The organism is Lactobacillus delbrueckii subsp. bulgaricus, assembly GCF_046938665.1.
GTDB classification, from domain to species: Bacteria; Bacillota; Bacilli; order Lactobacillales; family Lactobacillaceae; genus Lactobacillus; species Lactobacillus delbrueckii_C.
This window is the reverse complement of the sequence record NZ_JBKZCD010000020.1, coordinates 23147-33942: the sequence shown is the minus strand read 5'-3', so window position 1 is coordinate 33942 and position 10796 is coordinate 23147. Positions and strand designations below refer to the sequence as shown.

General features: G+C 49.6%; 9 protein-coding genes. 4 read left to right on the top strand and 5 right to left on the bottom strand.

Annotated features, from left to right (window positions below):
* Window positions 1–78 precede the first annotated feature (78 nt).
* Complete coding sequence (locus tag ACLUXO_RS07900; RefSeq protein WP_412137086.1) at window positions 79–1362, bottom strand: dihydroorotase; 1284 nt, start codon at window positions 1360–1362, stop codon at window positions 79–81.
* Window positions 1362–2372: an aspartate carbamoyltransferase catalytic subunit gene (locus ACLUXO_RS07895; RefSeq protein WP_412137085.1), complete on the bottom strand. Its 1011-nt coding sequence runs from the start codon at window positions 2370–2372 to the stop codon at window positions 1362–1364. The genes ACLUXO_RS07900 and ACLUXO_RS07895 overlap by 1 nt, the downstream gene beginning before the upstream one ends.
* Window positions 2373–2776: 404 nt before the next feature.
* Here ACLUXO_RS07895 and ACLUXO_RS07890 point away from each other — a divergent pair, with 404 nt between their 5' ends.
* The gene (locus tag ACLUXO_RS07890) at window positions 2777–3295 is read left to right on the top strand and encodes a nitroreductase family protein (RefSeq protein WP_412137084.1); all 519 of its coding nucleotides are present in this window, start codon (window positions 2777–2779) and stop codon (window positions 3293–3295) included.
* Between the two features lie 216 nt (window positions 3296–3511).
* Here ACLUXO_RS07890 and ACLUXO_RS07885 read toward each other — a convergent pair whose 3' ends face one another.
* On the bottom strand, window positions 3512–4135 hold the full coding sequence (locus ACLUXO_RS07885; protein ID WP_412137083.1) for a histidine phosphatase family protein: 624 nt from the start codon (window positions 4133–4135) through the stop codon (window positions 3512–3514).
* Window positions 4136–4478: 343 nt separating this feature from the next.
* Here ACLUXO_RS07885 and serC point away from each other — a divergent pair, with 343 nt between their 5' ends.
* Window positions 4479–5561: a 3-phosphoserine/phosphohydroxythreonine transaminase gene (serC, locus tag ACLUXO_RS07880; RefSeq protein WP_412137082.1), complete on the top strand. Its 1083-nt coding sequence runs from the start codon at window positions 4479–4481 to the stop codon at window positions 5559–5561.
* Between the two features lie 20 nt (window positions 5562–5581).
* Window positions 5582–6757: a phosphoglycerate dehydrogenase gene (locus ACLUXO_RS07875; protein ID WP_412137081.1), complete on the top strand. Its 1176-nt coding sequence runs from the start codon at window positions 5582–5584 to the stop codon at window positions 6755–6757.
* A 69-nt stretch (window positions 6758–6826) separates the two neighbouring features.
* Here ACLUXO_RS07875 and ACLUXO_RS07870 read toward each other — a convergent pair whose 3' ends face one another.
* Both ACLUXO_RS07870 and ACLUXO_RS07865 read right to left on the bottom strand, forming a co-directional pair.
* Window positions 6827–7900, bottom strand: a complete 1074-nt coding sequence (locus ACLUXO_RS07870) for a hypothetical protein (protein ID WP_412137080.1) — start codon at window positions 7898–7900, stop codon at window positions 6827–6829.
* Window positions 7901–7951: 51 nt separating this feature from the next.
* Window positions 7952–8833 carry a DegV family protein gene (locus ACLUXO_RS07865; RefSeq protein ID WP_412137079.1) on the bottom strand — a complete coding sequence of 294 codons (882 nt, stop codon included), beginning with the start codon at window positions 8831–8833 and terminating at the stop codon, window positions 7952–7954.
* A gap of 209 nt (window positions 8834–9042) precedes the next feature.
* On the opposite strand from ACLUXO_RS07865, the gene ACLUXO_RS07860 reads away from it, so the two are divergent.
* Window positions 9043–10734 (top strand): Rqc2 family fibronectin-binding protein, encoded by a 1692-nt coding sequence (locus ACLUXO_RS07860; protein ID WP_412137078.1) that lies wholly within the window; start codon window positions 9043–9045, stop codon window positions 10732–10734.
* Window positions 10735–10796: the final 62 nt, after the last annotated feature.

Genomic DNA, 10796 nt, shown 5'->3' with positions numbered 1-10796 from the left:
CTCTGATTAGAGAAGGACTTATTTTCGTCTTTTGCTAGTTATTTTCTTCTGTGGTAAAAATTTTATTTTGCCATTTGCCTAGCCGGCAAAGTGCTTGCTCTTGTAAACCAGCTTGCCGCTGACAAAAGTCAAGGCGGTCATCCCGTAGACTTCCTGACCGGTGAAAGGTGTGTTGACCCCCTTGGACAAGTAGTCTTCTTCGGCCAGCTTTTCGGCGTGGTCCAGGTCAAAGACGGCCAAGTCGGCTTCCTTGCCTGGAGCCAGGACACCTGCATCCAGGCCAAAGAGCTTGGCTGGCTGGTAGCTCATGAGGTCCAAAAGCAGGCTCAGGTCCATTTGCCCGCTCCTGACGAACTTGGTGTAAAGGCAGGCAAAAGCAGTTTCATTGCCAATGATCCCAAAAGCAGCCTTCCGCATATCACCGGCCTTTTCTTCCCGGCTGTGCGGAGCATGGTCAGTCGCGATCAAGTCGATCGTCCCGTCCAGCATCCCTTCAATCAAGGCAAACTGGTCTTCCTTTGATCTAAGCGGCGGGTTCATCTTGTAGTAACCGTTGTTGCCGTCGATCTCTTCTTCGCTCAAAAGCAGGTGGTGAGGTGCAGCCTCGGCGGTTACATTGATTCCATATTCCTTGGCGATCCGGATCAGCTCCACGCTTTCCTTGGTAGAAACGTGGCAGGCATGGTAGTGAACCCCAGTAGCCTGGGCCAAAACCAGGTCTCTGGCCAATTGCGCAGATTCACTGACTCCCAGGATGCCTGGCAGGCCGAGTTCTTCCGCCTTCTTGCCGGCATTCATCACCCCATGATGGTAAAGAGAGTCATCTTGGATGTGCTCACAGATGGCCAGACCTACCTTAGCGGCTTCCTGCATAGCTTCATACATAGTGCCGGCTTGCTGGATGCCGTGGCCGTCATTGCTGAAGGCAAAAGCCCCCGCATCTTTTAAGGCTGCCATGTCGACTACCTTATCACTGGTCAGGTCTTCAGTAATAGCCCCGTATTGCTTGAGGTGGACGCAGCTGCTGGCTTCGTTTAAAGCAACCTGCTTTTCAAAAGTTTCCAGGTCATCTGGTACCGGGTCAACATTAGGCATGGTGCAGACCGTGGTGAAACCGCCCCGGGCCGCTGCTTCAGACCCCGTCTTGATGGTTTCCTTGTAGGTAAAGCCCGGCTCTCTGTAGTGTTCGTGGATGTCCACTAAGCCAGGTGCCAAAAGCTTGCCCTTTAAGTCGTAGACTTCAGCCCCCTCTTCTGGCAGATCCAAGCCGATGGCCTGGATCTTACTGCCGGAGATCAAGACGTCTTCTTTGATGAATTCGCCTTCCTGGTAAACCAGGCCGTTTTTCAGCAAAATAGCCATTATTCAAGGCCTCCCAACATACGGCCGCGCAGAACAGCTTCGATCATGGCCATTCTGACAAAGACCCCGTTGTGCATTTGGACAGCGTAGCGGGACTTAGGTGCTTCAACCAGGTCACCGTCCCATTCAACCCCGCGGTTGATTGGGCCCGGGTGCATGATGATGGCGTCATCCTTAAGCATGTCGTAGCGGCGTTGGTTAAGGCCGTAGGCAGCGTTGTAGTCCTTGGCATCAAAGAGCTGTTCAGTCTTGGCTTCTGCCCCGTTGTGGCGTTCGTGCTGAACTCTGAGCAGCATCAAGACGTCCAGTTCTGGGATTTCATCGTCAATGTTCTTGACATAAGTGCCGTACTTGCTGAATTCTTCAGCGTCGTACCAGTATTCCGGACCTGAGAAGTAGACTTCCGCGCCCAGGGTGTTCAAGATTTCCATGTTTGACCGGGCAACCCGGGAGTTGGTCAAGTCACCGACGATCATGATCTTCAAGCCGTCGAAGTGGCCGAATTCGTTGTAGATGGTCATCATGTCCAGCATGCTTTGGGATGGGTGCTGGCCGGAACCGTCACCAGCATTAACCAGGCCCATTTGCAAGTGCTGGCCTTCCTTTGGGTGGATGATTTCGTTGTAGTAGGCGTTTTCCGGGTGTCTGATCACGCTGAGTTCGATGCCCAGGGATGCCATGGTCAGTTCAGTGTCGTAGAGGTTTTCCCCCTTGTTGACTGAGGAGTGAGATGGGTCAAATGGGATTACAGTGAGGCCCAGCCTTCTTTCAGCAACTTCAAAGCTTGTGTGGGTTCGGGTTGAGTTTTCAAAGAACATGTTGGTGCAGAAGATTGGCCGGCTCAAGGCTGGTACTTCCCCGCCGTTCTTGAAGTATTGGGCTCTTTGCAGCAGGTGCAGCACGTCGTCGGCGCTCAGTTGTTCAACGCTGACAAAGTAAGGCAGACGGAGCAAGTTGTCTTGCTTGTCTTCAATTTCGACAACGACTTGTTTTTGGCTAACAGTGGTCATGATGATTTGGCATCCTTTCGAAAATAACTTAAGCAAAAAGACCATTTTAAACACTCAGTCTCCGTGTCTAAAATGGTCTCTCAAAGTCTGCTTAAACTGCCCGGAAAGCTTCCTCCCCGGTTTTCTTGCTAATCCGAACGTTTACCAAGAACCTCTTGTTTATATCTGGATTTTGAGCTGCCTTCTTAGCCTCACGGGACTAAATTTAAAGGTCATTCATATGTTTCCTTAACTATAAAAGCTTTTACCCTTTAAGTCAAGCTTTTTTATCGAAAAAGCCGGTAAATTTTTTGTAGAAAAAGTTTAAAACCATTTTCAACCGCTTACTGAAGTGATTGCGGTATAATCTACCTAAGGAATCGACAGACATGTGTTTTGTTAGACTGACAGGAGGAAAATCATCCATGAAGTTTACGAAATTGTTGAAATCACGTAAGTCAGTCCGGACTTATACGGGCAAGCCGGCTGACAAGAAGCAGGTCAAGAAGATCATCGAAGCAGCTGAACTGGCTCCAGTAGCCCGCGGTGCTTACGAAAACTACCAGCTGACAATCATTAATGACCCAAAGCTTTTAAAGGAGATCGACCAGGAAGCAGCCATGATGTTTGGCGACCTGGAATCACATCCCTTGTACGGGGTGCCGACCTTGATTTTGGTCTCGGCCAAGAAGCAGGACGAGATGGCCTATGCCAGTGCCGGGATTATTGCCCACAACATGGTTCTGGCTGCTGAAAACAAGGGCCTGGGGGCTTGCTACCTCTTTGGCGCGGCAGCTGCCCTGGCCGCTCACCCGGAAACAGTCATGAAGCTGGACCTGCCAGCTGGCTTCATGCCGATCTGCGGGGTTGGTCTCGGCGAGACTGAAGAAGAACTGACCATCCGCAACCAGAAGCTGGACCGGATCGGTATCAACGAAATCTAACGGGCGAAAGCTGCTCTCATCATTAATTTGTCAGCAACTTGTAAGAGCGTGGCCATTTTCCGGCCCGCTCTTTTTTATGGCTAAAGGAGGAGGCTATCATGGCACTTATTGAAGTGAAGCATAATACGAAAACTTACCAGTCCGGTGACACGACATAAAGAGCAAATAAAAGAACGGAACCAAGCGGTTCCGTTTTTCTATATCTAATAAATATTGCTAAAAGCCAGTTACTGTCCGGTTGTAGTAGACCAGGTGCTGCTTAAATGACAGGGGGTCAACCAGGATCTTGGTGACGGAGCAGTTGTCTGGTTCCAGGATCTGCAGGCCCTGGCCGCCCGTGGCATTAATGGCAAAAGATCTGACCGTGAAGCCGTGGGTCACTACCACGATCTGGTCTTCTGGATACTTTTGGCTGATTTCCTCCACGAATTCAGCGGTTCGCATTTCCACATGGGCAAAGCTTTCCGCCTTTGGAGCGGCTTGCACGTAGTCTTCCGTCACGTCATTGACCAAGGGAGAAAAGTAATTCGGGTATTCAGCCATCAATTCGCTGTTTTTTTGCCCGTCCCAGTCCCCGTAGGAAATCTCCAGCAGGCGGTCGTCTGTTTCAACCGGCAGGCCGGCCTTATTGTTCAAAATTTCCGCTGTCTGCTTGGTTCTGACCAAGGGGGAAACGAAAAGGCGGTTGAAATCGCTGATGTCGAACTGGTCAGCCAGTTTTTGTGCCTGCTCCTTGCCCAGGTCGGTCAAGTAGGTGTTGGGGGTATTGATGGTCCCCTGCTTTAGGCCCGCCTTGTTGGCAAAAGTTTGCCCGTGCCGGATAAAGTAGAATGTGGTCATGCTGGTCCTCCATTGTTTCTAGACTTTCTTTTTCTCTTTTCTTCACTAAGAAATATTATATCAAAATTAAAATCGTGTTGACATTTCTAATTTTGGACTTATAATAAAATTAATCACACGAAAGGAGCGAAAAAATGTTTACTTTACAGACAATCCAAATGCAAAACAAACTTTTTTCCTCCTCCCAGTCTTCTTCCACTTAAGAAGGCTGCGATTTGTGATGGCCTTCAGCACAGTTTAAAACAGTGAGGCCGAAACAACAACTCCAACATAACATCTTATGGCAAAGGGCACTCACGCAAGGCGGGTGCCCTTTGTTTTTTCGGAAAGGAATTCTTTACTTATGACATGCTACAACTTCGCGGCTGGTCCAGCCATGCTGCCGGTCGAAGTCATTGCCCAAATCAAACAAGACTTGCCAGATTATGCCCACAGCGGCATGAGCGTCATGGAAATCTCCCACCGGTCAGCCCTTTACAAGGAGCTCTACGCGGAAAGCAAGGCCAACCTCTTGGAACTTATGAAGCTGGACCCGGCAGAATACGACGTCCTCTTCTTGACTGGCGGGGCAACCCAGCAATTCACCACAATTCCTTTGAACCTGGCCCGCAAGTACCACCGGATCGCGGTCGTAGACAGTGGTCACTGGGCCCAAAGAGCAGCAGAAGACGCGGCCAAAGTGCCAGGCCTAACCGTTGACATCGTCGCTAGCGCCAAGGACAACAATTACACTGCTGTTCCCGAAATCCCGACTGAATTTGATCAAGATTACGACTACCTCCACATCACGACCAACAACACTATTATGGGGACGGCCTACAGAGACGACCAAATTCCGAAAACCGACATCCCTCTGGTAGCTGACATGTCATCCAATTTCCTGGGCCAGGAATACGACTACAGCAAGTTTGCAGTTATCTACGCCGGGGCACAGAAGAACCTGGCCCCTGCCGGCTTGACCGTTTTGGTCATCAGAAAAGACCTGTTGGTCAAGCATGACGACCTGCCCGGCCTCTTTGACTTTGCTACTGAAGCTAAGAAGGAATCTGCCTTGAACACCCCGCCAGTCTTCCAGGTTTACGTGGCTGGCCTGGCCCTTAAGTGGCTCAAGGAAAAAGGTGGCGTGGCCGGCATTGAGGCCATCAACCAGGAAAAGGCCAAGCTTCTTTATGACTGCCTGGCTGCATCCAAGAATTTTGAGAGTAAGGTTGACCCAGACAGCCGGTCAATTATGAACGTGCCTTTTGTCAGCGGCGACCCGGACCTGGACGCGGAGTTTGTCAAAGAGGCAACCGCCCACCAGCTGCTTAACTTGAAAGGCCACCGCCTGGTTGGCGGGATGCGGGCAAGCATCTACAACGCCATGCCGCTGGAAGGGGTTCAGGCCCTCTGTGACTTTATTCAAGATTTTGACGCCAAGCACTAATTTTTTTGAAAGGATTCCCCATGTACCAAATTAAAACTTACAATGCCATTGCTAAAGAAGGCTTAGCCGAATTCGGCGACAATTACCGGATCAACCAAACTGACAATCCAGATGCCTACCTAATCAGGTCAGTTGACCTCCATGACCATGAATTTCCCAAGAATTTGAAGGCTATCGCCCGCTGCGGGGCCGGTTACAACAACGTGCCTTTGGACAAGGCCCTGGAAAATGGGACTGTGGTCTTCAACACTCCAGGCGGCAACGCCAATGCCGTTAAGGAATTGGTACTGGCATCGATGATCATCGCCAGCCGGAACATTGTGGCTGCCGCCAACTGGTCAGCTAACGCCAAGCCGGGCGCGGACATCACCCTGCGGACGGAAAAGGAAAAGACCAGCTTCAACGGAACTGAACTGCTGGGCAAGACGGTGGCCGTGATTGGTTTGGGCCACATCGGCTCACTGGTAGCTAATGCCTGCCTTGATTTGGGGATGAAGGTTGTCGGCTATGACCCATACTTGACGGTTGAAGCGGCATGGCGCTTGTCAGACCATATCAAGCGGGCCACCAGCATCGCTGACGCCGTTAAGGACGCGGACTTTGTGACCGTCCACGTGCCAAAGAACGAGGAGACGACCGGTTTGATTGCTGACGCCAAGATTGCGCAGATGAAGCCAAACACTATCTTGCTCAATTTTGCCCGCCTGGGGATCGTTGACAACAAGGCTGTCGTTGAAGCCTTGGCAGAACACCGTTTGGGCAAGTACTACACCGACTTCAGTGATGCCACGATTTTGCACAACGATGACATCGTCATTATGCCCCACATCGGCGGATCAACGATTGAAGCGGAAATCAACTGTGCCCGGATGGCGGCAAAGCAAACCATTGAATTTTTGGAAACCGGGAACATTATTAACTCAGTCAACCTGCCGAACGTGTCAGCACCGTTTGAAAGCGACCACCGGATCACTTTGATTCACAAGAACATTCCAAACATGATCGGGCAGATCTCAACCTACCTGGCTGGCCGTGGCATCAACATTGAAAACCTGGTCAACAAGGCCAAGGACAAGTACGCCTACACCATGATCGACATCGATGAGATCGACCAGGCGACCCAAGACGAGGTGGTGACCAACCTGGAACAGATCCCGGCTGTTACCCGCGTCAGAATCTTGACTCACAAGAAATAATCATATAAAAAATAACAGCGTCAGCAGATTTTCCTGCTGGCGCTGTTTTGCTTTAGTTTTCGGTTATATTTAATTGTCCGAATCAGAGTAATTCAGATCATCAAATCGTTGATCTTGCATCTTTTCCGCCATGGCTTGGCTGCGGTAGGCAATTCCATCGACCCAGATACCAGCACCGCCAGCACATACCAAAATTTGAACGTCATTTCCGTCAATTTTTTCAGTGTGCACTGCAAAATATTCACCATCACCGGCGCCTTGATACCAGCCCATAACGTTTAGGTAGTTAATGCCTTTATACTGGACTATTTTTGGCAAGCCCCAGCCTTCTGCCTCGTCTATTTGTTCTTCGGATGGATGATCTGGTGCTTTATAATTAGCATCCCGAGTGTAGAGGGTGGTTGTAGTTCCTTTTGTATTGTACTTGTCATCCTGGCTAAAAATTGTGCTTTGACCAAAGACATACTTAATATGCCTTGTCTCGTCGTCATCGCTGCTTACAGAATACCAGGTTCCCTGCATTTGCGCGGGGATGGCAAAGTAGCCGCTCCGCCCGTCAGACAGGCGCTGGGTTTGGCCAGACTTATCCACGACCTGGACCTTCTTGGCCAGCTGCTTGAATTCCGTCAGCTGATCTTTTTTAACGATATAGTCAGCCATTTCCTGCTTGGTTGCCTGGCCCAAAAAGCTGCCGCCGCCTGCTACTTTTACTCCTTGGTAGAAGTAAAAAGTACTGCCGCTAAGAGTATAATAGGTCGTCCCTGTTTGTCCGGACGCCGCGGCTTCATAAGCATAGCCGCTGCCCGGCTGCTTAAATTCGTAGTCGCTGGTCTTGTGCAGGGTAATGGTTAAAGAGTCATTCTGCCCTGCTTGAAGCAAATCAGACCATTCCCCGCCAAAGCGGTCAGCACAGTAGAGCGTAATCAAGCTGCCACTTTCCTGCGGCGTCAGTTTTGCCGCGTCCAGTTTTACTGCTTTAGCTGAACTTGACGCAGATTTGCTGGTCTTCTTAGCGCTAGACTTGCTGCTCTGACTGCTTTTATTTGAACTACTGCTTGCCTCTTTTGACGCGGTCTGCTTGCTGCAGCCCGTCAAAAAAATACCGCAAAAAAGGGCCATAACGGCCCACTTTTTGATTCTCATTTTCCAAATTTCCTTCTTTTACTGAACACAGCAAATTCTGAATTCTAAAAACTAGAATTCCATCTGTTCAACGTCAATCATCCAAGTGATGCCGATTGATTTTTCGCCCAGGTAAGTCGCGATAACCGGGCTGAATTCGTCCATTTCAAAGACAGCCTTTGGCACTTCAGCCTTGAGGTGGTTCATGACTTCTTCAGCTTGTGCGGCGTCATTTGACTGAATGATCAAGATCCGCAGCTTGTCTTCTGGAATATCCAATGACTTGATCTTTTCCAGGGCTTCCTGTTCGATCTTCTTAACTGCCCGCTTCATTGACCGCACCTTGTCGTAAGCCACGATCTTAGCCTCATCGTTGAAAGTCAGCAAAGGCTTGATGTTCAAGAGTGACCCGATAAAGGCGCTGGCATTGCTCAACCGCCCGCCCCGGCTCAAGTTATTCAAGTCATCAACGATAAAGAGTTCGTCGACAGTTGACCGGATTTCAGCCAGCTTGGCGATGATCTCTTCCGGACTGTAGCTGCCCTTTTCGATCATCTTAGCTGCTGCCAGAACTTGGTAACCCTGCAGGCGGATAGTAATTTGTGAGTCAAACGGGTACAGGTGGTAGTCCGGATTGCTTTGCGCGATCCCCATCAAGGTGCTGTAAGAACCTGAAATCCCGCTGGAGAGGCAAAGGTAGATGATCGCCTCATAACCCTCATCCTTTAAGTTGTCAAAAGTCGTGATGAGGTCCCCCATCTTCGGCTGGGAAGTGGTCGGGAAGCTGGAGCCACTCCGCTGCGATTCAAAAAGCTCTTCAGAAGTGATGTTGATTCCTTCCAGGTATTCCTTGTCATCGATGTAAATCGGAATAGGAATGACCTTGATATTATACTTTTCAATTTCGGCCGCGGACAAATTGGCCGTACTGTCGGTAACTAATGCGATCTTCATATTAAACCTTCCGTATTTAACGTTTTAACATGAAAATTATAGCATACTTGCCCCAGCTAAACTAGAAGAATCTTGATCATGCCTGTTTGCGTATAGAATAACTATCTGTATCCCTATTTAACTATCAATCAAGATATCCGATAAAGCCAGCACTTCTATGATAAAATAGTTTACTGAACAATTTTCAATTTACGAATGAGGTGTGCTCAATGGCTTTTGACGGATTATTTATTCATAGCTTGCTTAATGAATTACAAGATGAGATTACTGCTGGCCGCTTACACAAGATCTACCAGCCTTTTAACAACGACCTGGTCCTGGTCTTTAGGAAGGACCGCAAAAACAAGCAGCTTTTAATTTCTGCTAATCCTGAATACCCCCGCCTCTACCTGAGCAAGGAGTCCTTCTCCAACCCTAACGTGGCTCCTCTCTTCGTCATGGTCCTGCGTAAATACCTGGAAGGGTCAGTCCTCCAGGAAATCAGCCAGGTTGGCCTCAGCCGGATCGTCAACTTCTCCTTCAGCAACCGCAACGAACTCGGTGACGAAATGCAGCTGATCCTCTCCGTTGAACTGATGGGCCGGCACAGCAACGTCATCCTCTATGACAAGCAAAGCGGCAAGATCATCGACTTGCTCAAGCGGATCAACCCCGACGAAAACCGGGCCCGCCTCCTCTTGCCTAAAGCCAAATACGAACTGCCCCCGCTGACTCCCGGCATCAACGGCTTTACTTTAACTGAATCAGATTTTTCTTCTTTGAAAAAAGACTACCCAAACCCAGCTGACCTGGCCAAGCAAATGGACGGTTTAGACGGCGATGACCGGCAAGAACTGACCGGCTACTTGGAAGACGACTACTCCTTCTCTTCTCTGAAGACCTTCTACAACCAGTTCTCCTCCCCTAAGGCCTACGTTCTCTTGACGCCAAAGCATAAGCGGCGGATCTACCCTTACCTGCCATATCATTTGGAGATGACCAAGGAAAGCTCCTCCACTAACTTAAATGAAGCCTTAGACGAGTTTTATGCCTACCAGGCCAACCGGGACTGGGTCAAGCAGCGGTCCCAGCAGGTGACCCGGGTCGTCACCAATGAGACCAAAAAGCTCCAAAAGAAGCTGAAGAAGCTGGAAAAGCAGCTGGACAGTGCTGAAAACTCCGAAAATCTCAGAGTCTCCGGGGAACTTTTAACCGCCTACTTAAGCCAGGTTAAGCCCGGCATGGAAAAAATCGACCTGCCTAACTACTATGAAGGCAACCAGCCCATGACCATCAAACTTGATCCGGCCCTCTCCCCTCAGCGCAATGCCCAGAAATACTTCAAGCGCTACAAGAAGATGCGGGATTCCATCAAACACGTGACCGAGCAGATTGAGATTACGGAAGAAAACCTCCGCTACCTTGATTCCGTTCAAACGGAAATCGACAACGCTGACCCAGAAGACGTCGAAGCCATCAAGGAAGAGCTAATCAACCAAGGTTACCTTAGAGCTGAACAGAAGAAGCGCCGGAAACCGAAGCTGAATGAAAAGAGCTTGAACAAGTTCAAGCTCAGCTCCGGTAAAACTGTCTTAGTCGGCAAGAACAACCTGCAAAACGACTGGCTGACTCTGAAAAAGGCCGACAAGAACCACTACTGGTTCCACGTCAAGAACATCCCCGGCTCCCACGTCATCTTGACTGACAGCCAGCCAAGTGATTCCGATATCCAGGAAAGCGCGGAGATCGCTGCCTACTTCTCCAAGGCCAAAAATTCCGCCCACGTGCCGGTTGACTATATCCAGGTCAAGCGGATCAAGAAACCCAACGGGGCCAAACCTGGCTTCGTCATCTACACCGGGCAGAAGTCCATTGAAGTTACCCCGGAAGCTGACGAGATTTTAACCAAGCGGATTGACTAAGATGCAAAAAAGAACCGTATTATCCCAAAATGGGAGTACGGTTCTTTTTCTATATATTCTAA

Excerpts from the sequence above, each read along its gene's own strand:
- ACLUXO_RS07900 (WP_412137086.1), bottom strand. The coding sequence starts at position 1,362 with ATGGCTATTTTGCTGAAAAACGGCCTGGTTTACCAGGAAGGCGAATTC.
- ACLUXO_RS07895 (WP_412137085.1), bottom strand. The coding sequence starts at position 2,372 with ATGACCACTGTTAGCCAAAAACAAGTCGTTGTCGAAATTGAAGACAAG.
- ACLUXO_RS07890 (WP_412137084.1), top strand. The coding sequence starts at position 2,777 with ATGAAGTTTACGAAATTGTTGAAATCACGTAAGTCAGTCCGGACTTAT.
- ACLUXO_RS07885 (WP_412137083.1), bottom strand. The coding sequence starts at position 4,135 with ATGACCACATTCTACTTTATCCGGCACGGGCAAACTTTTGCCAACAAG.
- serC (WP_412137082.1), top strand. The coding sequence starts at position 4,479 with ATGACATGCTACAACTTCGCGGCTGGTCCAGCCATGCTGCCGGTCGAA.
- ACLUXO_RS07875 (WP_412137081.1), top strand. The coding sequence starts at position 5,582 with ATGTACCAAATTAAAACTTACAATGCCATTGCTAAAGAAGGCTTAGCC.
- ACLUXO_RS07870 (WP_412137080.1), bottom strand. The coding sequence starts at position 7,900 with ATGAGAATCAAAAAGTGGGCCGTTATGGCCCTTTTTTGCGGTATTTTT.
- ACLUXO_RS07865 (WP_412137079.1), bottom strand. The coding sequence starts at position 8,833 with ATGAAGATCGCATTAGTTACCGACAGTACGGCCAATTTGTCCGCGGCC.
- ACLUXO_RS07860 (WP_412137078.1), top strand. The coding sequence starts at position 9,043 with ATGGCTTTTGACGGATTATTTATTCATAGCTTGCTTAATGAATTACAA.